Annotated in this window: 23 protein-coding genes; 13 read left to right on the top strand and 10 right to left on the bottom strand. The window is 59.5% G+C overall.

Translation table 11 applies throughout. The features are described from left to right. Window positions 1–194: 194 nt before the first annotated feature. From BV034_RS09610 to BV034_RS09630, 5 genes are all read left to right on the top strand, one after another. On the top strand, window positions 195–2,033 hold the full coding sequence (locus BV034_RS09610; protein WP_265592812.1) for an outer membrane beta-barrel protein: 1,839 nt from the start codon (window positions 195–197) through the stop codon (window positions 2,031–2,033). A gap of 53 nt (window positions 2,034–2,086) precedes the next feature. After that, the gene (locus tag BV034_RS09615; protein ID WP_050026439.1) at window positions 2,087–2,851 is read left to right on the top strand and encodes a polysaccharide biosynthesis/export family protein; all 765 of its coding nucleotides are present in this window, start codon (window positions 2,087–2,089) and stop codon (window positions 2,849–2,851) included. Window positions 2,852–3,039: 188 nt separating this feature from the next. Beyond that, window positions 3,040–5,223 (top strand): polysaccharide biosynthesis tyrosine autokinase, encoded by a 2,184-nt coding sequence (locus BV034_RS09620; RefSeq protein WP_050026441.1) that lies wholly within the window; start codon window positions 3,040–3,042, stop codon window positions 5,221–5,223. A gap of 143 nt (window positions 5,224–5,366) precedes the next feature. Beyond that, window positions 5,367–6,320 carry a YafY family protein gene (locus BV034_RS09625; protein WP_063768728.1) on the top strand — a complete coding sequence of 318 codons (954 nt, stop codon included), beginning with the start codon at window positions 5,367–5,369 and terminating at the stop codon, window positions 6,318–6,320. A gap of 127 nt (window positions 6,321–6,447) precedes the next feature. Further along, a complete protein-coding gene (locus BV034_RS09630; protein ID WP_050026502.1) occupies window positions 6,448–6,819 on the top strand; it encodes a VOC family protein in 372 nt (123 codons plus the stop codon). A 115-nt stretch (window positions 6,820–6,934) separates the two neighbouring features. On the opposite strand, the gene BV034_RS09635 is transcribed toward BV034_RS09630, so the two are convergent. Both BV034_RS09635 and BV034_RS09640 read right to left on the bottom strand, forming a co-directional pair. Further along, complete coding sequence (locus BV034_RS09635) at window positions 6,935–7,501, bottom strand: elongation factor P (protein WP_050026451.1); 567 nt, start codon at window positions 7,499–7,501, stop codon at window positions 6,935–6,937. Between the two features lie 115 nt (window positions 7,502–7,616). Further along, window positions 7,617–7,958, bottom strand: a complete 342-nt coding sequence (locus BV034_RS09640; protein WP_050026453.1) for a DUF1992 domain-containing protein — start codon at window positions 7,956–7,958, stop codon at window positions 7,617–7,619. A gap of 98 nt (window positions 7,959–8,056) precedes the next feature. Between BV034_RS09640 and BV034_RS09645 the strand changes: the two genes are divergently transcribed. The 3 genes from BV034_RS09645 to BV034_RS09655 all read left to right on the top strand — a co-directional run bounded on the left by BV034_RS09645 (window position 8,057) and on the right by BV034_RS09655 (window position 11,278). Further along, window positions 8,057–9,250 (top strand): DUF1080 domain-containing protein, encoded by a 1,194-nt coding sequence (locus BV034_RS09645; RefSeq protein ID WP_050026454.1) that lies wholly within the window; start codon window positions 8,057–8,059, stop codon window positions 9,248–9,250. Window positions 9,251–9,317: 67 nt separating this feature from the next. Continuing rightward, window positions 9,318–10,649, top strand: a complete 1,332-nt coding sequence (locus BV034_RS09650; protein ID WP_050026458.1) for a Trx7/PDZ domain-containing (seleno)protein — start codon at window positions 9,318–9,320, stop codon at window positions 10,647–10,649. A gap of 149 nt (window positions 10,650–10,798) precedes the next feature. Further along, window positions 10,799–11,278, top strand: coding sequence for a hypothetical protein (locus BV034_RS09655; RefSeq protein WP_050026463.1), 480 nt, complete (start codon window positions 10,799–10,801; stop codon window positions 11,276–11,278). On the opposite strand, the gene BV034_RS09660 is transcribed toward BV034_RS09655, so the two are convergent. Then, a complete protein-coding gene (locus BV034_RS09660) occupies window positions 11,275–11,805 on the bottom strand; it encodes a dihydrofolate reductase (RefSeq protein WP_063768731.1) in 531 nt (176 codons plus the stop codon). The two genes, BV034_RS09655 and BV034_RS09660, sit on opposite strands and share 4 nt — an antisense overlap. Before the next feature lie 5 nt (window positions 11,806–11,810). After that, entirely contained in the window at window positions 11,811–12,695 is an 885-nt protein-coding gene (locus BV034_RS09665; RefSeq protein ID WP_265592813.1) for an MBL fold metallo-hydrolase, read from the bottom strand. A 234-nt stretch (window positions 12,696–12,929) separates the two neighbouring features. Here BV034_RS09665 and BV034_RS09670 point away from each other — a divergent pair, with 234 nt between their 5' ends. Next, window positions 12,930–13,535, top strand: coding sequence for a 5-formyltetrahydrofolate cyclo-ligase (locus BV034_RS09670; RefSeq protein WP_050026469.1), 606 nt, complete (start codon window positions 12,930–12,932; stop codon window positions 13,533–13,535). A gap of 17 nt (window positions 13,536–13,552) precedes the next feature. On the opposite strand, the gene BV034_RS09675 is transcribed toward BV034_RS09670, so the two are convergent. Continuing rightward, a complete protein-coding gene (locus tag BV034_RS09675) occupies window positions 13,553–13,930 on the bottom strand; it encodes an ApaG domain (RefSeq protein ID WP_265592814.1) in 378 nt (125 codons plus the stop codon). A 94-nt stretch (window positions 13,931–14,024) separates the two neighbouring features. On the opposite strand from BV034_RS09675, the gene thiD reads away from it, so the two are divergent. Then, window positions 14,025–14,849, top strand: a complete 825-nt coding sequence (thiD, locus tag BV034_RS09680; protein ID WP_063768729.1) for a bifunctional hydroxymethylpyrimidine kinase/phosphomethylpyrimidine kinase — start codon at window positions 14,025–14,027, stop codon at window positions 14,847–14,849. Window positions 14,850–14,859: 10 nt separating this feature from the next. Here thiD and BV034_RS09685 read toward each other — a convergent pair whose 3' ends face one another. Continuing rightward, window positions 14,860–15,441 carry a hypothetical protein gene (locus BV034_RS09685; RefSeq protein ID WP_265592815.1) on the bottom strand — a complete coding sequence of 194 codons (582 nt, stop codon included), beginning with the start codon at window positions 15,439–15,441 and terminating at the stop codon, window positions 14,860–14,862. A gap of 442 nt (window positions 15,442–15,883) precedes the next feature. Here BV034_RS09685 and BV034_RS09690 point away from each other — a divergent pair, with 442 nt between their 5' ends. The 3 genes from BV034_RS09690 to BV034_RS09700 all read left to right on the top strand — a co-directional run bounded on the left by BV034_RS09690 (window position 15,884) and on the right by BV034_RS09700 (window position 18,673). Beyond that, window positions 15,884–17,149, top strand: a complete 1,266-nt coding sequence (locus BV034_RS09690) for a hypothetical protein (protein ID WP_265592816.1) — start codon at window positions 15,884–15,886, stop codon at window positions 17,147–17,149. Between the two features lie 67 nt (window positions 17,150–17,216). After that, a complete protein-coding gene (locus BV034_RS09695) occupies window positions 17,217–18,422 on the top strand; it encodes a S41 family peptidase (protein ID WP_265592817.1) in 1,206 nt (401 codons plus the stop codon). Then, complete coding sequence (locus tag BV034_RS09700) at window positions 18,419–18,673, top strand: hypothetical protein (RefSeq protein WP_050026477.1); 255 nt, start codon at window positions 18,419–18,421, stop codon at window positions 18,671–18,673. Before BV034_RS09695 ends, BV034_RS09700 begins: the two co-directional genes overlap by 4 nt. Window positions 18,674–19,135: 462 nt before the next feature. Here BV034_RS09700 and smc read toward each other — a convergent pair whose 3' ends face one another. From smc to BV034_RS34165, 4 genes are all read right to left on the bottom strand, one after another. Beyond that, window positions 19,136–23,122: a chromosome segregation protein SMC gene (smc, locus tag BV034_RS09705; RefSeq protein ID WP_050026479.1), complete on the bottom strand. Its 3,987-nt coding sequence runs from the start codon at window positions 23,120–23,122 to the stop codon at window positions 19,136–19,138. A 367-nt stretch (window positions 23,123–23,489) separates the two neighbouring features. Continuing rightward, window positions 23,490–24,269: a hypothetical protein gene (locus BV034_RS09710; RefSeq protein ID WP_050026481.1), complete on the bottom strand. Its 780-nt coding sequence runs from the start codon at window positions 24,267–24,269 to the stop codon at window positions 23,490–23,492. A gap of 48 nt (window positions 24,270–24,317) precedes the next feature. Beyond that, window positions 24,318–24,617 (bottom strand): hypothetical protein, encoded by a 300-nt coding sequence (locus BV034_RS09715; RefSeq protein WP_050026483.1) that lies wholly within the window; start codon window positions 24,615–24,617, stop codon window positions 24,318–24,320. Window positions 24,618–24,704: 87 nt separating this feature from the next. Further along, window positions 24,705–26,186, bottom strand: a complete 1,482-nt coding sequence (locus tag BV034_RS34165; protein ID WP_063768730.1) for a CbiX/SirB N-terminal domain-containing protein — start codon at window positions 26,184–26,186, stop codon at window positions 24,705–24,707. Window positions 26,187–26,206 lie beyond the last annotated feature (20 nt).

Consider the following 26,206-nt stretch of genomic DNA (forward strand, 5'->3'; position numbering starts at 1 on the left):
AATTGACACACTTACTCAGGCAGGTGGCATAATTGGCGCAATTGAGGGCGTGAAAATTTGTATTTCGTCGCGAATTACTCTCGACAATGCGAAGCCGCTTTGCTTGCATGACGAGTTCGTACCCCAAATTTCTATATTTCCATATGACGTTCAAAGCGAAGACCCCATTCTCGAGAGATCTTGCTGCGCTCGCGATGGTAATTTCCGCCGTTGCCGGAGGCGCCGCCTATGGCCAGAGCGGCGTGGCGCCATCCCAAACGGGGCTCTTCTTCGACGACCTGCGCAATCGGGCGTTCAGTTTCCGCAATGGCGCGGTGGATGAGAGCGCTCCCACTGCCAGCTCGGGAGTGTACGACTACAGCCGCGGCGAGTACTCCGGTGAGGCCGTGCTGGAGGAGGAGCGGGCTCTCGGTGAGCGTGCGGGTACGGAAGACATTTCGCGCGCCTTGGGAACTCCCAGCGTGCGCTCTGGATACTTGGGGTATTCCCGCCGCAACGTGGGGGATTACAGCGGAGCTGCCGGGCCCTATCCTTCCTCCAGCACTTATTTTGCTCCTGCCTACATCACCGACCCTTTCCTGGCAGGCAAGCGCAACATCAAGCTCGGTCCGGTGAACATCGGTCTCGGTTTCGGGGCGAACGTTGAGTACAACGACAACGTCACCCGGGCCTCCAAGGACGAAATCAGCGACATGATCGCTGGGGCGTACCTGAACATGGACGCCAATTATCCGATCACGGAGTCCAACCGTCTCTCCCTTGCCTTGGGCATCGGGATTGACCACTACTTTGACCATCCCGAACTCTCCGCGAATGGCAATGAGTTCAACCTGAACGTGCTGCCGGGGTCCTCCCTGGCGTTCGACATTCAGGTTGGAGACATCCTTTTCGTTCTGTATGACCGCGTTTCCGTGCGGCCCGCCACGAACGACCAGTTCACGCTGGATGACAATGACATCTTTGGCGTGTTCCAGAACGACGTGGGTCTGGCCATGAACTGGGCCATCAACTCAAAGGTGAATCTGTCTATCAACTTCAACCATTCCGACTCTCTCGCTCTTGAAGACGAAGATGAGCGTTATGACCGCACGATTGACTCCATCTCGGGGTCTCTGGCTTGGTCGCCTTCGGGCACCTTCACTGTCGGTCTTGAAGGCAGCTTCTCCTGGATCAACTACAAAGACGATTTCCAGAACGATGGCACCACCGCCACCGCTGGTGTGTTCTTCGTCCTGCCCATCACCCGCAGCACCATGCTGAAAGCCGCGGGCGGTGTTCAGGTGTTTGAATTTGATGATCCGCCGAGCTTCACCCGTTCGGTCAGCGATGCTGACATCACCTCGACTCAGGCGCAGCTTGCTGCCTTGGACGCCAATGCCGCTGCGACTCTGCCGGGCATCACGGATCCGGCGGAAGCCAAGGCCCAGTCCGCTGCTTATACTGAGCAGCGTCAGCAGCTGTCCGACCTTCTTGCTGCCCAGCAGATTCAGAAGCAGGCGGACGACGATTTTGAAAGTGGCCACACTTTCGATGGCAACGACCTGAGCGACTACTACTACAACGTCACGCTCTTCAACCAGCTCAACTCCCGTATCGCCCACCAGCTCTCCTTCGGGCACGAATCGTCCCTCAACACGACGTCCAACTTCATTACGGCGGACTACATCACCTACGGGATGGGCATCATCGCCTGGCGCGGCAGCCGCATCAGCCTGGCCACCTTCTACGAGCAAGCTGAAGACTCCGGTGGCCGCCTTGCTGAGAGCACCGACCAGTGGGGCATCGACGCGTTCCTCAGCCACCGCCTGACAAACACGATGACGCTGGGCTTCGGCTACCACTACGGCAATACCGATTCCAACCTGGAAGGGCGCAGCTATGAGCAGCACGCCTTCACGCTGGACTTGAATTACGCCGTGAATCGCAAACTTAATTTGGGCTTGGGATATCGTTTCTGGACCACTGACGCTGAAGACCCAACGCAGAGCTTCGACCAGAATCGGGTGATCATGACGGTGAACTACAACTTCTAATTCTCGAACGCGATCAATCAGTAGTTGTCTCACTGCTGTTCACCACACCAAGTATGATGAAAAAAGCACTCGTGGCCGTTGTTGCCGCCTTGTTCGCCTCCGAGTATCTGCCTGCTCAAGACCCGTCTTTCCGGCCTGCGGAGCAGCCCAACGGTAGCCGTCGCAGGCCCGCAGCAGCCCAGACGAATCCTACGGAAGCCGCTCCGGCTCCGACTCGTGATGACTCCTCTGTGGCTGCGTCTCGCATCATGTCCATGCAGTCGCTGGACGATGTGCGGCCCCTCATGATTGGAGACCGCATCAGCCTCAAGATTGTGGAAGATCCTGAGAAAGTGCTTAGCTTGGACGTGCAGGATTCGGGTGACATCCAGGCTCCCTATATTGGGTTGGTGAAGGCGTCAGGCCGCACGTGCAAACAGGTTGCTGTTTCCATGAAGTCCAAGCTGGAGGAGCAGTACTTCCAGCGCGCCACCGTGATCATCGCCTTGGAAAAGGCAGTTCGTAGCAAATTTGGCCCCAACATGGTGCAGGATGACATGGGCTACGTCACCATCTACGGACAAGTAGGACGCCAGGGCAAATACGAGTTGGCGCCGGAGGAAGATCTGACCGTCAGCCAGGCCATTCTCCGCGCAGGCGGCTTCACACAATTCGCCAAGACAAAGAAGGTGAAGGTGATCCGCAAGCGCCCTGGCCAGAACAGCGTCACCTATGAGATCAATCTGCACGACGTGATGACCAAGGGACGGTTGGAAAAAGACATTCTGATCCGTCCCAACGATGTCATCATCGTTGACGAAAAACTCATCAACTTCTAAGTCCCGATTTTGGATTGTCTCTCCACAAAAGAGGTCACCACAGCTCCCTTCCAGATCTGGAACGGGAGCTTTTTCGTAAACGCCATCGGTACAAATTCAGGGGCCGTAGGTACATTGTAAAAAGTACTTCCTAATCGCCCTCGAGGCGGGTAAACTCCCCACTGCCATCCATCAGTCAGATCCAAAGTATGGAATCCTACGACACCCTCCAGAACCCTGCCAGCTCGCTCAACCGGTTTCACGAGACCTCGGCGAAGTTCCAGCGGTACAAGATCCTGCTCCGCCGCCGCTGGTGGTTCTTGCTTCTCACTGCTGCCATCGCAGTTTGTGTGCAAACGCTGCGAATCACGGGCAAACCTCTCGAATTTCGCACGATTGGCCGCATTCACGCAGGCACCATGGTCAATGCGAATGCCTCACAGAATTCCAGCACCTTGGTGAATTTCAACCTGGCGGAATTCTACGGCACCCAGATCGAAATCCTGAACGGCCCTGAACTCCGCAAGCGTGCGCTGCAAATGGTACGCACCAGGCATCCTGAACTGCCTGAGATCGATGTCGATATCCGGGTGGTCCAGACCAAGGGATCCTCCATCCTCAACGTGATCGCCACCGGCAAGGAGCGGAAGTACGTGAAGGAGTTCGCGACGGCATTGCTTCAGGAGTACATCGCATTCCGCAAGGAGATGATCGAAGACTCCAGCAGCAGGGTGATGAACAGCATCGTGGAGCAAGTGCTGCTGAACGAAAAGAAGGTGAAGGAGGCGCAGGGAGACCTTGAGACGTTCCTCAAGGACAATGACGTGGTGATCTTTGAAGGAGACCGAAATCAGTCCGCCCTCTACCTCGCTCAACTGAAGCAGAGCCTCAACGTGTATGAGACCGAGCTCAAGCTGATGGAGAAGATGGGTCTGGATGATTACCTGAAGAACAAGGATCGGCAGGGCACGGGCCCAACAGGCGCTCCTGCTGCCGGGACGTCCGCTCCTGGCTCGGGAGAAGGAGCGATGGCCAAGCTGGACATCCCCACGGGCACCGAACTGTTCACGGGCCTCTCCCGCTCTGAACAGGAGTATCTCAAGGCTCTCGCTGACTATAACCTTTTCATGAAGGAGCGTGATCAGCTCCTGAAGACCTTCCGTCCAGAGCATCCGGTCGTTAAGGAGCTCGACACCAAGCTCCAGACCCAGAGTTCGCTGATCTCCATTCACAAAGATGCCAGCGTGGAGGAGTGGCAGCGTCGCATAGACGGTATCAAGACCAAAATCGACAACCTGAACGACCAGGTGAAGATTTGGGAAAACCGGGCCCGCGAGGCCAACGCGAAGATTGTGACTCACCAGTCGCACAAGAACCGGGTGGAGCAGACCAAGGCGGACAAAGAAAAGTGGGACCAGGCGCTGACGCGTGTGAATTCCAACAATTTCCTGACGACGGACCTTGTCGCCATCATGGAGCCTCCTGCGGATGCTCAGCCGGTGAAACTTGAGCTGATTGTGCCGCTGTTGGTGGCTCTCGCTGTTGGTCTTGCTGCAGGGTCCATCATCCTCCTGCTCTTCGACCGTCTTGATGACCGCATGAATTCCTTCAGCGAGTTCCAGGCGCTCTTCCCGAACGAGCCGATTGTCGGTCAGGTGCCTGAACAGCGCAGTCGTGGCGATGTGACCCTGATTCGTCCCAGCGATGACCGCCATCTTTATGCGGAAGCTTTCCGCAACCTCCGCTCGTCCATCCTCTTCAAGAACTGGAAGGACGGAAAACCGCCCAAGCTGATTCTCGTGACCAGTGCCGTGCCCAACGAAGGCAAAACGACCACGGTGTCCAACCTGGCCATCACCATGGCTCTGGGCGGTTCCCGTGTGCTGCTGGTGGACGGTGACCTTCGCCGTGGTGGGGTGAATGAGCTCTTCAAGCTTCCAGTGGCTCCTGGTTTCAGCAACGTTCTTACGGCTGGCATCCACTGGCGTGATGCGGTGCTGGAAAGCGGTACGAAGGGGCTGCACGTCCTGCCGCGTGGCGAAGTGTTCGACCAGACCTCCGAGCTGTTCCTCGCCCGCCTGACGGAAGAGGTGCTCAAGGAAATGGGCGATGAGTACGACTATGTGATCTTCGACAGCGCTCCGGTGCTTGTGGCGGATGACACGGCCAGCTTTGCTCCGAAGCTCGACACCGTTCTTTTCGTGGTTCGTCTCTCGTCGACCATGGCCCGTCTCAGCGCGAAGGCGATGGACCTGCTCTATGACCGTCAGGTCAATGTGGGTGGCGTCATCCTGAACCGCTCTGCCTCCAACCTCAAGGAGTACACTTACTACAACTACGCCAGCTACTACTCGGTGGGCGGTACGAAGGGACAGGCCAAGGGCAACGCCTAAGGTTCCAGGTCTCCGCGCAAATACTTGCAACCGGCCACCCGATCTCGGGTGGCCGGTTTTTTGATGCCCCAGTCCCTTTTCCGAACTCCTCGCATCGCTATTGCTGTTCAAGAGAACTGTGCTAGCTGTCCGCTCCCGCACCCATGAACCGCATTGACCGACTTACAGGAATGATCCTGCTTTTGCAGAGTCATCGCGTGATCACCGCTGAGCGGGTGGCTGACCACTTTGAGATCAGCGTGCGGACCGTCTATCGCGATCTTGTCGCTCTGGGAGAGGCCGGAGTGCCAATCGTCGCCGAGGCCGGAGTGGGCTATAGCCTCATGCGAGGGTACCACATGCCGCCCGTCATGTTCACGGAGGACGAAGCTGCCGCGCTTTTTGTGAGTGGCGAAGTGACCGAGCAGGTGGCGGATGACTCCCTTCGTGCCGCCCTGCGCTCGGCCCTGCTAAAGGTGCGGTCTGTGCTGCCCAAAGAACGGCACGATTTCCTAAATCGCCTGCAACCCGCTGTGGGTGTCTGGCTGAGACCGCATGCCGAGGAGGAGACGGGACGTCCTGACTGTCTCATGCCGCTCCAGCAGGCAGTCGTGAGGAAACGATGTGCCGTGTTGCATTACAATGCCGGCGCTCGTGGGGAGGTGACCACCCGTCGGGTCGAGCCGCTGGGGCTCATGTACTACGCCCGGCACTGGCATCTCATTGCCTACTGTCGTATGCGCGAGGACTTCCGCGATTTCCGGTTGGACAGGATTTCCCGGTGGGAGGTCACGACAGACACCTTTGAAGGGCATGAAGGTTTTTCTGTGAAGGAGTTCCTAGCGGATGCCATCACCCGCCATGAGCTCACTCCGGTGCTTGCGCGTTTCTCCCCTCAGGTGATGGAGCGGGTAAAGCGGGAGATGCGCTGTGCGAGCATGGTGCCCAGCCGGGTGCGAGAAGGATGGACGGAGGTGGAGATTCTGGTGCCCTGCCTCGACTGGCTTTCGGGCTGGCTGATGGGTTTCGGTGCGGAAGCCGAGGCGATTGACCCACCGGATCTACGTGGGCGCCTTCATCGCATGGCCGTTGAACTGGCGGCTCAATATGCACCATGAGAATCCGGAGGTGTTTTTGTAAAAGGCTCCTGACATAGGGTTGTCATGAGGGTGTGGTTTGATGGGAACGTTCTCCGGAAGCTCCGGGCAACGAAGCAAAACAATCCAAACCACCCAAAATCACATCATGAAAGACAATGTCCTGAACTGGTTCGAACTGGCTGTTGACGACCTTCCACGTGCCAAGGCGTTCTATGAAACCATCCTCAATGAGAAGCTTGAGGAGGTCGCCGGCTCCTCGCTGCCCATGGCCATCTTCCCTTATGATCCCATGAAGGGCGTGGGCGGCTCCCTCACGAAAATGAAGGAGATGAAGCCCGGCGCGGGCGGCACCATCATCTATTTGAATGTGGAAGGGGACCTTGACGGGGTGCTCTCCCGCATTCCGGCCGCAGGGGGAACGGTGCTCAAGGGGCGCACGGACATCCCACCGCATGGTTTCATCGGGATTTTCGAGGATTCCGAAGGAAACGTCGTCGGCCTGCACAGCATGGCCTGAGCCGTCGGGATGACGGAAACAACTTAAAACCTCCCCAAAAACAGAGAAGGCAGCGCGGATGTCGCGCTGCCTTCTTTGGTGATTGATGACGGAAAGGCGGGAGCCTGTCCTGGCCTTAGTTCGCGCGGCCGAGGTAGGAACCGTCTTCGGTCTTGACGCTGATCTTGTCGCCCGAGTTGATGAAGAGGGGCACCTGCACGGTGAGACCGGTTTCCATGACTGCGGCCTTGTACACGTTGTTGGCGGAGTCGCCCTTCACACCTTCGGGGGCTTCGGCCACGTTCATCACCAGCGAAGGGGGCAGTTCGATGCCCGCCACCACATCGTCCGTGAAGATGATCAGGTATTTCTGACCTTCCATGAGGTATTCCTTCACGTCCTTCACCAAGTCTTCACCCAGGGTGACGTCTTCGAAGGTCTCAGGGTGGAGGAAGTGGTAACCGTCGCCGTCCTTGTAGCTGTACTCGTGCGCATCCTTGTTGAGCACCACGGAGTCCAAGGACTCGTTGGAGGTCATGCGCAGATTGTGAACTTTGCCGGTAGTGATGCTACGGATCGACATCTGCACGTACGACGCCATGCGCGGCGGCGTCTTGAGTTCGGTGCCGGTGACGAGGCACACGTCGTTGTTGTAACGAACAGCGTGTCCTTTGCGGAGGTTGATGACGGGTGTCGAAGCCATGGGAGCGGGCTACTTAGAGATGAATTGTCAAATTGCAAGGACGGAGAAGCGCCGTCGGTGCCGGGTGGGAGTGGCGTCCCGTTGCAAAAACGCCCTCGTGCGCCTCCCGGTGGCCTCAGTCGAACACGTCCGCCTTCAGGGCGCGCTTGACCCTTTCAAGCGCCATGGCCAGTTCTACTTCTCTCATTTGCAGTTGGTTACGCAGGAGCGTGGCCCGTTCGCCCGTGGCAGATTCCATCTGCTGGCGCAGGCCTGCGATCTCCTGCATGGCGGTCACTTCTGGTGGTGCCACCGAAGCACTCTTCAATAAACCAAATCCAGAGCGCAAGGAGGAAGGGGCGGAAAAATAGCCTTCCATGTCGAGCGGTTGGCCCTTGCCGGAGAGATTGTCGAATTCTCCAGCGTCGATAGCCTCCTTGATACGAACTTCCGCGAGCTGTGCGAAGGGCGAGGACATGCTTTCAGATCCTCTATAAAAGGGGCCTTTGCAAGGGCGGAGGCGGCGTCGACGTACCAGCCATCCCTCATGACATCAGAGATGTTTTTTCAAATACCATGAAGCTCTCCTCACCCTCCACGCTGGCAGCTCTCTGCGCCCTGCCTCTCCTGACCACGGCTCTGCACGCCGCCGGCCCCATCGGCTCTGCCTTCTATGGTGATGCGCCAGATGCCACTCACCCTTGGTCCATCCATGATCGCAACCGCCCGCAGCCTCCTCGTGTGGAGCCTGGCACCTTCAGCTCCCAGGAACAACCTGGGAAGCCCCCTTCAGACGCCCGCATTCTCTTTGGCGGTACCGAAGCGGAAGTCTCCAAGTGGCAGGCTGATAAAAGCCCGGCTGAACCGACCAAATGGGTGGTGAAAGACGGAGCCCTCCAGTGTGTGCCGGGATCTGGATACATCCGCTCTGTGGAGGAGTTCGGTGATTGCCAGCTCCACATCGAGTGGTCGGCACCCAAAGAAGTAAAAGGGGATAGCCAGGGCCGTGGTAACAGCGGCGTTTTCCTGATGGGAGCTGTCGAAGTGCAGGTGTTGGACAACTACAACAACCCCACGTATGCCGATGGGTTCGCTGGCTCGGTCTATGGCGTCAATCCGCCCATGGCCAATCCACTTTTCGCGCCCGGCGAATGGCAGACCTATGACATCATCTTCCGCCGCCCGATCTTCAAAGATGGCAAGGAACTCGACCCGGGGTCGCTGACCGTCTTTATCAATGGCGTGCTGGTGCAGGATCACACTCCGCTCGAAGGCGGGGGTGGGCATAAGGGGCGCTCCAAGCCCCGTCCCTTCCCGGAGAAGGGGCCGCTCAAGCTCCAGGACCACGGCAACCCGGTGCGCTATCGCAACATCTGGTATCGTCCGCTACCTGCCCGTTCGATTGAAGGAGGCACGGATGGCAAGCTGACCGAGGCCGCGGCCACGGCCAAGCGCAAGGAGATCGCCAAAGGCATTCGGGAGAATGCGACCAAGTCGGAAGGTCAGGCCAGGACTCTGTTGCTCATGGAGTCGCTTGTGTATGAGAATGACGCTGCCGCTGCCGCTCAGGTGAAAACTGGAGCAGATGAATATGTTGCCTCTCTGAAAGCTCTCCCGGCGGACAACTTGGAGGGCAAGAAGGGCGAGGTGTTGAGCTTCCAGGCCGCTCTGCAATACCTTGCCAAAGCGAACGCCCTACCGGCTGACTTCGCCGCCAAGGCTGAAGTGGACGCTCTGGTGAAATCCAAGGAGTGGGACAAGAAGAAGTAGGAAACTGTCGCTGACCGCCCAACACGGTGGTTGCGCTATTCTTTCGATTTAAGCAAAATGGCGATGCATGAAATTGCATCGTCATTTTTTTGTGTTCAGCACCTTGCTCGCGGTGGCGGTTGGGCTGCGGGCAGAGGCTGTCAAAGACCGTGAAGGCGCGGTGCGAAAAGACCGTGCCACCTGGGAGAATGATGACCGCTGGATCTACAATGATCTTGATCGCGGGTTCGCGGAGGCAAAACGCTCCGGCAAGCCTTTGCTCGTGGTCTTGCGTTGCATCCCATGTCTGGCCTGTGCGGGTCTGGATGCCCGTGTCTTGATGGAGGAGCAGGAGTTGCAGCCCCTTCTGGACAAGTTTGTCTGTGTAAGGCTCATCAATGCCAATGCGCTGGACCTCACCGTCTTCCAGTTCGACTACGATCTCTCCTTTTCCACACTGGTTTTCAATGGTGACGGCACGCTCTACGGCCGCTACGGATCATGGACCCATCAGAAGGATGCTTCAGACAGCTCCGTCTCAGGCTACTTGCGGATGTTGGAGGGGGCGCTGAAACTCCATGCCGGATATCCGGCCAACAAAACCAGTCTTGTCGGGAAACAGGGCAAGCCTCTGCCGTTCAAGTCGCCATTGGAGATCCCGCTGCTGGCGGGCCGATATGAGCGTGAGCTCAACTGGCAGGGAAAAGTGGTGCAGAGTTGTGTGCATTGTCATCAAATCGGGGACGCGTTCCGTGCCTGGCACCGGGACCAGAAAAAGCCGCTCCCGGAGGAGTGGATCTACCCCATGCCGGCGGCTGAGACCGTCGGATTTCTCCTCGCCCCAGACCAGGCTGCCAGAGTGCAGTCGGTGAATCCGGGGACTTTTGCCGCCGAAGCTGGTCTGCAGGCTGGAGATGATGTGGTGACGTTCGCCGGGCAGCCGATCCTGTCGATCGCCGATGTGAGCTGGGTGCTGCACAGGGCGGGCGACACGGTGGAGTTGCCCATGGAGATTCGTCGCAATGGGCAGGAGCAGACGCTGTTTCTCAGGCTCTCTCCTGGCTGGCGGTCCCAGACCAACATCTCCGGTCGGGTGGCTGCCTGGCCCATGCGGGGCATGGTATTGGGAGGCATGGTGTTGGAAACACTGCCGTTGGGGGATCGGGTGAAGTTGGGGATCGAACCCAGTGGCATGGCTCTGCGGGTCAAGGGGCTGGGTGCCTACGGGAAACATGCCACGGCGAAGAAGGCTGGCTTTCAGAAGGAGGACATCATTCTGGAAGTGGACGGCAAAGATTCATTCGCGACTGAGAGTCTTTTGCTGGGTTACCTGCTGCAGAACCGTTTTCCGGGGGATGTGGTTCAGGTAAAACTCACGCGCGACGGCAATCGGATGGAAATCGCCCTGCCCATGCAGTAGGTGCCGCACTCCGGGTGCTGTGAAGCTCTGGGGCGAGCCGTTTCCCCCTACAGGGTCCAACTCAGGGGATTGGGTGCGGATGTAGAGCTCCGAATCCCGATTCTTCGCAGCATTTGATCCCGCCGCAATCCTGTGGCACGTCTTCTCAAGTGAACAAGGAAGCTGTCATTCAAGAAATCATTGCCGCGCTCACCGCGCAGGTGGAGGCCTACCATCGTGCGGCGCGGGACGCCTATGCAGCGGCCACAGATCCTGGCAGCCGGGCCGAGAACAAGTATGACACGCGCAGTCTGGAGGCTTCCTATCTGGCTCGGGGCCAGGCGATGCGGGTGGCCGAGACCGAGGAGGCGCTGGCAGCCTATCGCACTCTGAGGTGCAGGCAGTTTGAAGAAGGCGAACCTGCTGCGCTGGGGGCGCTCGTGCACCTCACGGGCCCGGAAGGGGCCTCATACTATTTCCTAGGCCCCACGGCTGGTGGGACGGAAGTGCAGCATGAAGGCAGGGAGGTCCTCGTGATCACCCCATCCTCCCCGCTGGGGCAGCTTCTCGTGGGGGCAAAGGCGGGTTCGCAGGTCGCTCTTCCCGGCGCACGGGTTGGCCAGAAGAGTCAGGTACTTGCGGTCCTCTAGGCTCCTTGCGGCTTCTCCGCCCTGCGCACGTACTCGACGAAGGCAAACGGCCACGCGTGCCGGTCATCCACAGGATGTTCCTGGCGACGCTCTTCGTCCCAGGTGTCTCCTGAGATGTGCGGGAAATACACAGGCCGGTCGCCCGGCTCAAAGGTGTGCCTGATCCGGGTGACGACCAGCCGGGTGGCGTTCGCCATGGCGGTGGCAAAGACTTGTCCACCGCCAATGCACACCAGTTCCTCCTGGCCCGATGCTTCGGCCAGAGCCAGCGCCTGCGGCACGGAAGCCACGCCGCTACCGGGCTTGGGATCGTAGCCACACGCCGAGGTCAGCACCAGAGGATGTTGGTCCGGCTTGAACCAGCCCGTCATTTCCTCGAACGTGCGTCGCCCCAGCAGGAGCCATTTGCCGGCGCAATAGGCGCGGAAGTGGGCGACATCGTCGGGCAGCTTCCAGGGGATGCCCTGTGCTGTGGCCAGCAGAAGGTTCTCGTCAACGGCGGCGATCAGCGTGAGCTCTGGTTTCACGCCGGTCAAGCGAGCGAAAACACCGCCGGGTGCCCTTCATCCATGACGTGGACGAACTTGTCCCTGCCAAGCTGTTTGGCGGAGGCCAGCAGCCGGATGGAGGGTTCAGCAATGGGCTCTCCGCCAAGAGGGAAGGTACCATAGTGCATCGGGATGAGGTGCTGGGCCCCCATCATGTCCATGGCTTCCATGGCTTCCTCGGGGTTCATGTGCACAGGCCTTCCGCTGGGGGCCTGGTACGCACCAATCGGCATGAGCGCCACGTCGATCTCGGCCCGTTTTCCGATTTCCTTAAACCCATCGAACATCGAGCTGTCCCCGCAGTGGAAGATGGTCTGGCCGCTGCCCTCGATGAGATATCCCCCGAATTTCCGGTAGGTATCGTGGATGTAGCGGGCTCCCCAGTGTTTGGTGGGGGTGAAGGTCACCTTGAGATCGCCGAAGTCGTAGGAACCCCAGTAGTCCAGCTCGATGACTTTGCTGAATGCGCAGTTTTTCACCACGCTGCCCACCCCTTCAGGGACTACCACCGGCTGACCCGCGGCGATGGAGCGCAGGCTGGGAATGTGGAGGTGGTCAAAATGGGCGTGCGTGATGAGGACCAGATCGATGTACGGCAATGCCGGTGCCAGCAGGGTGGGGTGGCGCACTCTCTTCACCGGGCCGTGCCAGAGCGCCCAGTTCGGATCCACGAGGATGTTCTTGCCCCCCATTTGCAGGAGGAATCCTGCATGCCCCAGCCAAGTCACTCCGGTTTCATTCTTCTCCAGATGCGTCACCAGTGAGGAACTGGCACTGGGTTGCCGTGGGGAAAGGAGGGTCGGAATGAGGATGTCGCTCAGGAACTGCAAGTTGCGTTGCTGCCAACCTTTGCTGGGGAGGAGACCCACCGTGTTTCCGTTCCCATTTCCGTTGGAACTGGTACCCCGGTCAATCTCACCCCTGCCAAACCGAAACCGCGGAAGCCAACGTTCGCGGGAGGACGGGTTGACGGTTCTGAATCGGAGGTCGTGGAGCATTGGCAGGGGATTGGACGCCAAAAGGCGTCCCTCGTTTGAAAAGTTTAGATTTCTGAGGAAAGATGACAAGACAACACTGGACTCCGGGGACGCATTTTCTGTGCCGTGAAAGAAGAAACGATCCAGCAAACCAAGGGCGAACTCCGCCGACGAATGAAGGATACGCTTCGCGCCACCCGCGAGGAGGACCGGAGGCGGTGGTCTGACGCAGTGTATCAACACCTTACAACCCATGAATCGTGGGCGGATTCAGCAGGGGTGGTGGCGATTTTTGGTGGAATGAAGTACGAGCCGGAGATTTTGCGGCTCCTGCCTTGGTTGGCCAAGAGAGGGTATGCGGTGGCGCTCTTTGGCATTGAAGGGGAGACCATGGCTCCGTACCGCGTGCATGGGGTGGAGGACCTGATCGTGGGGCCTTTTGGCGTGTTGGAGCCCAGACTGTCTCCAGAGAGCGCCGTACGAGTTGAGGATCTGGGGACTGTTCTGGTACCAGGTCTGGCCTTCGGTGTCGACTTGGGCAGCCGCCTCGGACGAGGCAAGGGGTACTATGACCGGATCTTGGGGCATCCTGGGTTCCGCGGCAGTCCCGTGGGAGTGGCCTTTCAGATCCAACTTCTGGATTCAGTGCCCTGCGAGCAGCATGATATCCTGCTGCCCCGGATCGTCACGGAGGCAGGGTGGCACCTTCCCGCAGGACGAAAAGGTGCCTGATCCCAGTAGCGAGGTTCTCAGGGGGGCGTCATTTCGAACTCCGGCACTCTTACGTACACGGGCTGTCCGTGGTCGGTCTGGCCAAAGAAAGTGCCTGAGGCGGTGCTGGGCTCCCGCACGACATGAAAGCTGTTGTAGCTGAAGGATTGGCCCGGGTCCAGGTGGGGCTTGTGTCCCACCACGCCCTCGCCTTCCACCACCAGCACTCCGCCGTGCAGGTCCGTCACGATCCACTTGCGGCCCACGATGGTGAGGGATTCGTCGGAGCCGTTGTGAATCGAAAGATGATAGGCAAAAGGGTGGGGCCGGTCCACCGGGGCGGTCAGCTCAGGCTGATACAACACCTGATCCACCGTCACCGTCAGCCCCGGCAATTCTACAAACGTCATCGACATGGTCGAAGATGTCACACACCGGGCAGGGAAGCAAAGGAACGAGTTCAAGTTGGCAACCGCTGCGGTCGAGACATGTTGAGCGTTTCCCCCCCCTATGGCATCCTTTCTTCCCGTAGTTCTCACTATCGCTGGCTCCGACTGCTCGGGCGGTGCCGGCATTCAAGCCGATCTGAAGACCTTCACCGCGCTGGGGTGCTACGGCATGACCGCCATCACCAGTGTGGTTGCGGAGACACCGGCGGTGGTGGATTCCATCCAGCTCCTGGAGCCGGATATCATCGGGGCACAGATCCGCGTTCTGGCAGAGGGAATGCCCTTGGTCGCTGCCAAGACGGGCATGCTCGGGGGGCGCAGACAGATTGAGGCGGTGGTGGAGGCCTGGCAGCCAATGGCCCAAGCAGGAGTGCCCTTGGTGGTGGATCCGGTGATGGTGGCCACCAGTGGGGGGCGACTGCTCGAGCGCGATGCGGAGGAAACTCTCATCGGCCGCCTGCTGCCGCTGGCCAGGGTCATCACGCCCAACTTGGACGAAGCCGCGGTATTGCTGGGAGCTGCCATCACTTCGAGGGAGGAGATGCTTTCTGCCGCGCAGACTTTGGCCAAAAAGCATGGTGCCGCCGTGCTTATGAAAGGCGGTCATCTGGCCGGGGCCTCAGCGCCAGATTTACTGGTGGATGGCTCGCTCGTGCGTTGGTACGAAGGAGAGCGCATTTCCGGAGTCCATACGCATGGCACCGGTTGCACCTACTCCGCTGCCATCACCGCTGGTTTGGGGCGTGGACTTTCGCTGGAAGAAGCGGTCGCCCTGGGCAAACAGTTCGTGACCGCCGCCATCCGCCAACACTTCCGCTGGCAGCATGGCGGCGTCGAGATTGATGCCCTGAATCATGCCCCACCCGGGGCCGCCGCTGGGCAATAGCAGACATTCGTCAGTAAGGCTGCTCGTACCCGCCCTGGCTGGAGCCGCCGTAGGTGTCATAGCGGCCCTGATCATAGCCACCGCGGTCGAAACCACGATCCTCATAAACCTGGCGGTCCGTCTGGCGATAGGAGCCGGACGGCCGTTGCCACTCGCCGTAACCGCCCCCACCGCTGGCGCGGGAAAGCTGGGACTCGAAGTCACGCAGGCACTTGTCGAAGGACTGCCGGATGAACTCCTGCCTGTGCAGGATAATGCGCGGTCCTCCCACTCGTGCGTAGGAACGCGCCACTTCGGAGCCTTCGCGGGAGAGGGTGAGATGCGTGTCCGCATTCACGGGACCGTCATCGACATCGAACTCCAACTGGTACTCGGCTGACCGATCACGCGTGGGCCGATATCCGGCGCGGATGAGGGTGTCCTCGATCTCCGGCATGAAGCGTACCTCGTTCTGACTCAATCCAGAAGGAATGAGAACCCGCGGCGCGGGACGTGGGCCGGGACCGGCATAGTCGGGAGTTTCGCAGGAAACCAGAGCAAGGGTGAGCGCGATGGCGCATGACAAAGGGCGGAGCAGGCGTTTTAGATTCATCTCAGGCAGGAAGGCAGAGGTTTCTTGGCCAAATATCGGGGGGAAGGATGCCACCTTGTGACGTCGCTAAGTTGGCATGAATCATCCCATTCGGAAATGGTGAAAGTTAAGTATTCTGAATGAAGGCGAAGACGGACGGATTGCGGCTTTGCACCATGGAGGGGGCTGTGCTACCGCCCCATGGGACATGGCACTCAATCGCATTTCGTTTCACCTCTTCTATCTGACCCTGGCCGGTGCCACTTTTACGATGGGATGGCTTTTCCAGCGATCTCCGGGGCGCGGTCATCATGCATCCGAAGAGGTTGCGATCGAGGTTCCGAGTACCAGGAGAACGCAGGAGTCTCCCGTTGACGCCCCTACTGCTGAGGAGTTGAGGGAGCGCAAGGCGCGCATGCGGGCGTTTCCAACTGTTGTGCAGCAACTGTCAGATCCCACGAGGGTGATTGATTCTCCTTATCGTGATGCGTTGATGATGGTCAAGTGTCGCGGGCATGCCGAAGATTTTGGGGAGGAGTTTCTGGCTGCCTTCATGTGCAAGGAGTCGGGCCAGCGCACCCAGGCTGCCAATCTTCGGCAGGGCGTGCGTGTGAAGCTGGAGCGGATGCCCATGAGTGAGGCACCGCTAGGGCTGAAGAATCTGGCCACCGCAGATGACATTCTCAACTTCGACCTGCCTGTGTATTGGGTGAAGTCATTCAGCTCTGCGGAGCCGTTGCCGGACCGGTCGGCGAATCCCGGACGAACACAATTTGCAAACCGTCCCCTCAATTCGGTCATTAAGAGCCGACTAGACGTTCCGACAGGGCCCAGCTCGGCACCCATGTACTTTTACGGTGGGGATTGGGAGCTCTACTCGGCAGGTGCGGAGCGTAAGCTGATCTCCCGTGATCGAGGAGGGGTCAGAAGCGCGGTGCGTGGGCTTAGCGAGAAACTTGCAGCTTTGGGAATCACCCTGGTCTTTGTGCCTGCGCCGCAATCCGCGAGCTTGTATCCGGATGTGGCGATGGGTTCTAACGATGGCCGGGAGTGCAAAGGGCGGCGCAGTGGAGAGTCCGTGGGAATGTTGTTGGAAGCCCTACGGCAGGACGGCGTGAAAGTGGTGGACTTGTACCAGCATTTCTCTCTTCATCGCTTTTACGTGCATGAAGGGCGGGAGTACCCTGCCTGGCTCAACAGCGACACGCATTGGAGTTCTTGGGCCGCAGCCGAGGCCGCTGGACAGATCGCCAAAACGATCCGCTCGGTTGTGGAACTGCCTGAGGCCAAAATCTTGCCTCACGCCTTGCCGGTTACCTGGAAGCCCATCGAGTATGATGGGGATATTCGGCGCATGGATCTGGTCACAGCCTTGGGAGTGCAGATCCCACTCTGTCCGACGGTGACCTTGCAAGTCTCGGCAGTCACCCCAGAGGCTGAAGCACTGCTCAAGAGAGATGACCTGACCGCGCAGGTCCATCTGATGGGGGACTCCTTTGTGCAAACATGGGAGGAACTGCAGGCAGGATTTGCCACCCATCTGGCCCGTGAGCTGGGTCTCCCAGTGAGGACGGTGTGGTCGATGGAAGGCGCGCAACTGGGAGCTCCCCGACAGTGGGTGCAGACCTCCAAAGGGCTTCGTCCCAAAGTGCTGGTCTGGTTGGTGGCAGAGCGGGCGTTGACGAGTTCAAACTGGCAGGGTGGGGAACTGATCCAGCCGGGACAATAGGGGCGCCTGAGAAACTCGCTGCTGGCAGGCTGCACTCTGTTGCGTATCATGGTGCATGCTGATGTCCATGCGCCTGCCCTCAACTGCCCAGCTCCTGGTCTGCGGTGGCTTGTTTGTTGCTGCGAGTCCAATTCTCACGGCGGGGCCGCTGCTGGATCAGCTGCCGCAGAACGGGGTGCAGTCGGCGTTCCAGATCCTCCGTCGGGACTACATTCGTCGCGACGATCTCACATTTGAGGAGCTCAATCGCGCCGCGTTGCAGGGCCTGCTGGAGCGCCTCGACTTTGGGGCTTCGCTCCAGCCTGTGGTGCAGCATGCCGTCCCCACAGAGCCTAATGTGCATTCGGAATTCCTGGCACCAGACGTGGCGTACCTTCGTCCCGATACCTTTGCTCCAGGTGAAGGTGCGCTGTTTGAGAAGGCCCTCGCTGGCTTGGTGGAAAAGCAGGCCAAACAACTGATCCTCGATCTCCGTTCAGCCACCACGGCCGGGGTCTTTGACGAGGCGGCGCTCATGCTTCAGTGCTTCCTCCCAGAAGGGCAGCTCATGTTCAAGATGAAACAGATGGGCCGGAATGAGGCGGAGTTTTTCATTTCCAAACGGGCTCCCATCTGGACCCAAGAGGTGATTGTGCTGGTGGATGATGATGCGTGTCCTGCGGCGGAAGCAGTGGCCGCGTGCCTGAAAGCAAAGGGCCAAACCATTCTGGTAGGCTCCAAAACCCGAGGTGCCATGGTGCGCTATACCGATGTCCGCCTGGATGACGCGACCATGCTGCGCTACGCAAGCGCCGAGTTGTTGCTGCCCGACGATACTTCCACCTTCCGCAAGGGGCTGGAACCGCACTACTTCTTGAAGGGATCCACTGAGGACAAGCGCAAAGTGTTCGCCGGTAGCCGGGGCAAATCCATGAAGCCGTTTGTCGTGGACCGCGTGCGTCCCCGATTCAACGAGGCGGCGCTCGTCTCGGGTGGCAATCCCGAGGTGGATGCCTACGTTCGCAAGAGCCAGGGACAGCCTCTGCCGGGAGATGAAGGGCAGCTTCGTGAGGTGGTGGTGCAGCGTGCCCTGGATCTTGTTCGATCCAGCACGACGCTCTCGGGCTTTAAGTTGAAGTGGGAAATGGACACAGCTCCGGCCACTCCCCCGACCGATCAATCCAGTGCCGAGGACATCCCGAAGGCCGTTCCCGCGAAGCCGATAGTGCCATCTGCGCCCGCGATCCCCAGCCCGACTCCAAGTCCTGCCTCTTCTCAAACTCCCAGCCGATGAGTGACATCCGCCTGCTTGCACCCGTGACCATTCGCGAGGTTCTTACCCACCGCACCTACCGCGCCACCCTGCCCAACGGCAAGGAGATCATCGCCTACGCGCAGGGGCTGGACGGCATTCCGCCATTGAACTCAGGCGACCACTATCATGTGCTGCTCTCGCTCTGCGATTTTGATGAGGGGCGGTTGATTCCCGAGGATATGAAGGACGTGCAGGTGAGTCATCCGGTGATCCCGGCTTGGAGGCGGTAGGCGTCAGTGCGTCAGTGCGTCAGTGCGTCAGTGCGTCAGTGCGTCAGTGCGTCAGTGCGTCAATTTGCGGGTTATCTCATGAACCCGGAGGGTTCGCCGTGCGTAGCCATGGGTCGGCCGAGTGGAGCGAGGGCTACCCATGGAAGGTGAACAAGGTGTTGCTACCGCGGAGCGGTAGGCCTATGGCGGCCAAAGTCTGAGTGGGTGGTGTGGCGAGATTTCGTGAGGGGTTCGCGGCACGATGGGCCTACCGCTCCGCGGTAGAGTTCTTCATCTTGCTGGTCCATGGGTTGCACTCGCTACGCTCGCTTCACCCATGGCCACTCATGGTGAACCCTCCGGGTTCGAGGTGAATTGGGGGCCAGCGGGTTCTTGAGAGTGGCTGCGTGCAAGGCCCAAAAAAACCACTGCCAGGGGTTCTGGCAGCGGTGTGGATTGACGGAATTGTCCGTGAGTCTGGCGTTACATCACTGGGACCTCTTCTGCGGGAATTTCCGCTGTGACCTCGGATCCTGCGTCGGAGGTCTCTTCGGCGGCTGGAGCAGGCTCGGTTTCCTCGGCGGTTTCGGCGGCCGCGCTCTTCTTGCCGCGGGTCTTCTTGGGCAGGGCGGAAGGCGGGGTCAGGCCCATGGCATGGGCCGCTCCACCGCGGACGGTTTCGGCCACGGTCGGGGCGTTGTCTTCCAGCGACACCTTCTCGTTGGTCATGCGCACGCCCACTGGCTTGCTCACGCCGAACTCCTGCATGGTCACCCCGTAGATCACGTCCGCCTTGGACATGGTGCGCTTGTTGTGCGTCACGATGATGAACTGGCTGGCGTTGATGAACTTGTCCAGCATGGCGAGGAAGCGCTTGATGTTGGACTCGTCCAGCGGCGCGTCGAGTTCGTCCAGCACGCAGAAGGGGCTGGGGCGGACCATGAAGATGGAGAACAGCAGGGCCACAGCGGTCATGGAGCGCTCACCACCGGAAAGGAGGCTGATGCTCTGAAGCTTCTTGCCCGGGGGCTTGGCGATAATCTCGATGCCGCACTCCAGGGGATCATTCTCGTCCTGCAGCATGAGGTCGGCCTGGCCGCCGGCGCCGAAGAGTTCCTTGAAGTTCTCACGGAAGTTGTTCCGGACCTGGATGAAGGTCTCGGTGAACATGGTCTGCGTGGTATCATTGATCTTCGCGATCACCTGGAGCAGCTCCTCCTTGCTCTTTACAAGGTCGCCGTGCTGGGTCTCGAGGAATGTGTGGCGTTGTTCGAGTTCCTCGAACTCCTGGATGGCGTCCAGGTTCACCGGGCCCATGCTTTCCAGACGCTGGCGCAGGTCGTTGACGATTTCCTGAACCAGATCCCAATCCGGCCCGCGCTCCAGGGCGGCGGCGTCGAAGAGGGGATTGCCCTCCATCTCACTGTCAGAGGTGGAGCTGGCGTCAGCGGATGATGCCCCTTCGTTTTCAGAGGAGGAATCGTCGTCGGAGATGCTGTCGTTGCGGGAGGACAGGGTGGCCCGACGCTTGCTGGTGCGGTCGAAAGTCTTCTTCTGCTCAGAGATGGAAAGCAGCAGGGAGTGCGGATCCGGCTCGAAGGCATCGAGACTGACCTGATAACGCTCCTGTACGTGTTTGATGAGGTTCTCCAACTTCATCTCCACGCGGGTCTGCTGGACCTCGGCGCGGCTGCGGTGGTCATTGAGCTCACCGTGGCGGGAGCGGATGGCATTGAGTTCCGTCTCCAGCGCGGTCACTCGCTCGAAGGCGGCATTGCGACGCTCCACGGATTCCCGGCCTTCATTGTCCACATTGCTCAACAGGCGGCGGGCTTCTTCGGTCTCCTCCACCAGGCGGCGGTTTTCTGCGACGGCGGAATCAATGCGCTGCTTCCAGATGAAGCACTCATTTTCGTAGCGGCTGATGCTAGACTCGAGTTCCTCAAGACGGCTGGCAAGCGGGGCCTTTTGACGCTCCACGTTCTGGAGGGCGTTTTGCTCAAGGGCCAGGGCTGTCTTGAGTTCGTTCAGGCGCTCGGTGGACTCCACCTCACGGCGGATCACGGATTCAATCTGGGTCTCCAGGGCGCGTTCGCGCTCTTGAGTTTCCTCGATCTCGTAGAGGGCGATTTGATTGGCCTCGCGATGCTGCTGGATCTGGGCCTCGGCGGCGGAAAGGCGTTGGGCGATTTGTCCCTGCTCCCACTCGAGGGAGTCGAGTTTGGCGGTCGCCTGCTGAAGGGTTCGTTGAACGACGCTTACTTTGCCCTGGTACTGGCTCAGGGCCTCACGGTTCATCTGGGAGGCGTCCCGGGCGTTGGCCTCCTCACGCTGCTGCTCTTCCAAGGCCATGCGGAGGTCCTCGATGAGCACTTCTTTTTCTACGACCTGGATGTCGAGCGCTTCGACTTGCACCCGAAGTTCCCGCAGTTCGGTCTCGCGACGCAGGGTGGAGGCTGCCTCTTCTTTGCCTGCCCCGCCATGCAGCACGCCGTGCTCGGTCAGGACTTCTCCCTTCAAGGTGACGAACGCCAGATCTGAGTGATCGTGTTTCAACCGCATGGCCGTCTGCAGGTCGTCCACGATCAGGACATTTCGCAGCACGTGTTCCACGAGGGGCTGTACGTGCGGCTGGGATTTCACCTTGTCCAGTGCCCATGCGACGCCGCCGTTGGGCATGAACTGGCGTTCGGTCCCGCCGTTGCGCCACATAAGATCCTGCGGAATCACCGCTGCTTTTCCGAGGCGCTGGTCCGTGAGCTTTTGCAGCACCTCGTCAGCCAGGGAGGTGTGGTTCAGCACAATGGCCTGGAGGTGATCGCGGAGGGCTGCTTCGATGGCGGAGATGAACTGGGGCTCCACCTCAATGCCCGAGGCCACGAGGCCGCGGATGCCGCCCTTGATGCGGTCGGGATCGTCCAGGCCCTTCAGAATATTCTGCGTGCCCAGTTCCAGGCCTTCGCCCTTCTCCAGGATCTGCTGCAGCACCTCGAGGCGTGAGCGACGCTGGGTGAGCTGGCGTTGCAGATTGTTGAGTTCCTCAGAGGCAGCGTCACGTTGACGGCGCTGCTCCTGAATGGTGTTGGTCAGCTCCTTGAGCTTGTGCTCCAGCTCGGCACGGACGGTTTCCAGTTCTTCAATCTGACGCTGGAGATGATCAAACTCCACCTGGCTGGCTTCGCGGGCCTGCATGGCGGATTGTTTGTCATGTGCCAGGGCCTCATGTCGCTGGCGGTCCGTCGCCATCTGGTTTGTCAGGCTTTGGGCCTTGGCATCGGCCGTGGCGGCCTCGCCTTCCAGGCGGCGGAAAGATTCACGCAGGGTGCGCCGCTCCATCTCCAGCTTCTGGCGCTCTGGGATGATGGCGTTGTGCGTGATCTGGTGCTCCTCCAGAGCGTACTGGCGGCTTTCAATGGTGTTGCGGATCGAGGAGAACTGCTCATCTGCAGCGGCAAGTTCGCGCTGCTGACGGTCCACCATGTCCCGGTTGTTGGTCGCGTCCTCTTCGTTGCGGCGGATCCGGCCTTCCAGTTCCTCCACGCGTTCGCGGTTGAACTCGATCTTGCTCTCGGACCCCTGGATCTTGGAGCGAAACTCCTGAGACTGCTGACGCAGGCCATTGATCGTGGACTCCACCTGATGGTAGATTTCACGGGTCTCCGTGACTTCCTGCTCCTTCGCATGGACGCGCTGATGCAGGTCGTTGAGCTCCGTCATCAGGGAGATGATCTGGTTCTCCGACTCAGTCTTCTCCGCGGTGTATTCTGTGAAATGTTTGTGGCCGAGGTGCAAGTCCAGGATGCGGAGGTCCTTGTGCACCACTTGGTAGCGCTTGGCCTTCTGAGCCTGGCGGTGCAGGGTGCCCATCTGGCGCTTCACTTCCGCGATGATGTCTGCCACGCGGAGGAGGTTGGCCTCCGTGTACTCTAGCTTGCGGAGGGCTTCCTTTTTCTGGCCTTTGAACTTGGTGATGCCAGCCGCTTCTTCGAAGACAGAGCGGCGGTCTTCCGGCTTGGCACTGATGAGCATGTCGATCTTGCCTTGCTCCATCACGGAGTAGGCTGATCGGCCGATGCCCGTGCCCGCCAGAAGCTCCTGGAAGTCCTTCAAACGGCAGATGGTGCCGTTGATGCGGTACTCAGAGCGTCCATCGCGGAAGACGCGGCGGCACATGGCGACTTCATTGTAGTCCACCCCCAGGCCCTGCTCGCAGTCTGCCAGGGTCAGGATGACTTCCGCCATGCCCACAGGCTTGCGCTTGTCCGTCCCGTTGAAAATAACGTCCGCCATTTCCGCCCCACGGAGGGCCTTCGCGGAAGTTTCCCCCAGTACCCAGCGGATGGCGTCCACCACGTTTGACTTGCCGCATCCATTGGGACCCACAATGCCGGTAACGCCCGTGTGGAACTCAAACAACGTCTTGTCAGCAAAGGACTTGAAGCCGTGGATTTCGAGGGACTTGAGATACATGACGGAAGCGGGAGCAGAGCGTTGAAATTGAGCGGTGAACGTGGTGCCGGGTGGAAGCGGCAGGAGATCACTTGGGGAACTTAAATCTCAGGTGACAAAAAGGGCAAGAAAGATGTGATTGCACAAGCTGTAGGGGTGCGCTCTCGTATATAGCACAAGATGTGGTCCTGTCTTGCAGGAATTTTTCACCCCGAAAAACGCTTAATATCGCTTGAAAAGTGGTCGAAAACGCTGCGTTCCCGGCGGGATGGGGAAAGAAGGAAAACGCCTCCGTCGCAACAGCTGAGTTATTCACATTTATCCCGACAGGGTTGTTCACAGCCGCATTTTTGCGCTGAGAGGCCAAGGGGTCAGGTGTGAATGGTAGTCAGTTGGCGTTCCCGATCTTCACAATGTCTCCCTCGCTCACTTTCCAGATCACTTTGTCTGGGGTGAGAACATAGAGGGGAGTTTTGTGCAGGAGGCTCAGAAACACGTGAGTTTCCACCGGGGTGCTGCTCACGACATGTGACATTGTCACACCCACCACCTCCTTGTCTTTGGTCGCCCCGGGGTCTGGTTTCTGCAAGACGAGGAAGCTCCGGGACAGTGCGTCCACCTGTTGAACCTTGCCATCGGCGGCGACCGTGACGCGGTAGTGTCCACCCGCAACGACCTCGTTCGGATTCCGGGTGGCGGCGAGGGCATAGACAATGAACCCGCCTCCTGTCGGTGCATCGAGGACCTCGAAGTTGTACTTCTTGGTCATGAATCTCGGGATCGCCGCAAGTGCGGCTTGTCGCGCAGTGAACCGCCGTGCGACAGGCTCGGGCAAGTCGGCCCCTTTGTGATCCTCGATCTTGGGGGCAGTTTTTTCGTAGAAGGTGACGCTATAGGCCAGTGAGATCTTGGAGTCCCGCTCCTGGATGAAATAGACGCGTTGCACGTCGTTCTCGGAGTGGGTAATCCATCCCCGGACCGGGACACTGCGCGCCTCGGGCTTGGCAGCCAGGAGAGCATCGGTCGCGGCGGAGGCAATCTGATCGCGTTGATAGAGCTCTTTGCCCAGAGCCTTGATGGTGGGCAGTGGCAGCTCTTGGATGCTTTCCTCGGCACGGGAGGTGAGCGTTGAGAGCAGAAGCAGGATGACAACAACAGCGCGGTGCATGGTAGCGAAGGATGAGGGTGATCCTGTCTGAACGTTGCTGGTGAGATTCTATTCGCGAGTGTTTGGAGAAATATGCGGGTTTTGTCCCCAGGATGAGGGCCAGTAGAGAGCGCTCATGGGGGTGACAGAAAGACCGCTGGAAGCGACCCTGAAAAATCGGTAGGGAGGAGGGATCTGGCCTGTGCCATAGGCGACTCCCACCACAGATCCTACGGAGAGTTCCTCCGCCAGTACCACCCAAACAATGGGATCCGTGGGATGGTGCTTCTGAAAGTGCTCACGTGCGGCCTGCTGTATTTGTTGCAGGCGGCGCTTCTGCGCCAGCAAGGTTCTGCCACGCCGGATCATGGTGGGGGAGGCTGGAAGCTAGGGGCAGTTAGAGGCGTTCGTCATCGGCGATTGACCTTCCAACGTGATTCACTTCGGCAAGAACCTTCAATGACTGTGGCTGTGTCCCTGCGCGTGGGCGCCGGTCACGCTGCCGCCGCGTGCGATCTCGCGAGCTGCGGAAACAATGTGGGTGCAGGCTTCCACGCAGAGCAACGGGATCTCATCTGTTGGAACGGTTTCCGGACGCTTGTTGTCCTCGATGAGTGTCAGAGGCTGTTCAGGGTTGAGCTGCCAGGTGATGCGTCGGATGCACTTGGTTTCGGCGTCACAGTGGCAGGCCACCATTTCCTGGGCCTGCTCGTCGGTGATCTTGTTGGAGAACCGGTACATTCCCGTCTGGCGGCCTAACGTCTGGCGCAACGGCACGGGCTCCAATGTGCCTGCCGCCTGATGCCGGGCGAGGCCGAGCGCTGCGGGATAGAGGAAATCAAGCGCCAGCCGGAGGGCGGCTTCATCTGCCAGCACGAGCTTCCAGCCGTGGCGCAGCGTCGGGGCGGTCTTGAGAGGGCGGAACTGCCCGGCATCATCGTAGATGCTGAGGGTGCGGGCTTCGAGCGGATCAGTGGAGACGCTCAGATCTCCAGCGCCTGCATCATCAACATGACTGAGGTGCCAACCCTGACCGTCTTCAGAGGGAACGGCGGAGATTTGGCCCAGCTTGAACGGAGCGCGTGGAAGCGCGGGGATTGAGCTGTCACGGAGGGGGGCGGCCTCCAAAGCTGCGCCATATTTGGCTTTGAAATCCTTCACCTGATCCAGAATGACCTCGGCCATGAGGGCTTCAGTCCCAATGGCGCTGCTGTAGTACAGGCTGCGGCCATAGAGGGCATGGGGATTGTGGCGGAAAACTTCGTTCTGACTGAGGGCGGCGGTGGGCTCGCTCTCCATGCCCAGCAGGACTGGAATGTCCTGGTAGCTGTGCAAGCCGTCCGCAATGAAAAAAGGCACGACCACCACATGAGGGGCGGTGCTGAGCTCATGCCACTTGGCGACGAGCGGCTCCTCCTCCATATAGGCATCCAGTACCTCGGCAAAGCCATAGCCGCCGTCGCGGATGAGTTTCACCTGATCCTCGATCGCCTTGCGGGAGTTCTCGTTCAGGCTGGTGCCGTGACCTACGATGATGAGGCAGGTTTGGTCGCGCGGGACACCGGGAGCGACCTCCTCGGCCCGGGCCAGTAGCAGACGGGTCATGGAAGGGTGAATGCCGACGGGGTCACAGTAGGCGTAGGTGACGCCGTCTCGCACGGTGACCGGGCCGGTCAGCCGCAGTTCGCGAGGGAGCACGTCCTGACAAAAATAACCTTCGCTGATGAAGTTGGGCACCACATAAACCAAGGGCTGCGTGGTCTGGTAAAACACTTCCCGCAGGGAGGGTTCCTCCTTCCAGAAGGCACAGGCGACTTCGGCGAAAAGCCCCCGGCGGCGGATCTCATCCGCATGCTGGTGTGTGGGCGCGCTGGAGTCCGGGTTCATCGTTGAACCGTGACCCACGATCACCAATGCCGCTGCTGTGTCCGGAACCATGCTGTATTTAGAGAACGTGC

Source organism: Verrucomicrobium sp. BvORR034, assembly GCF_000739635.1.
In the GTDB taxonomy this organism is placed as follows: Bacteria; Verrucomicrobiota; Verrucomicrobiia; order Verrucomicrobiales; family Verrucomicrobiaceae; genus Verrucomicrobium.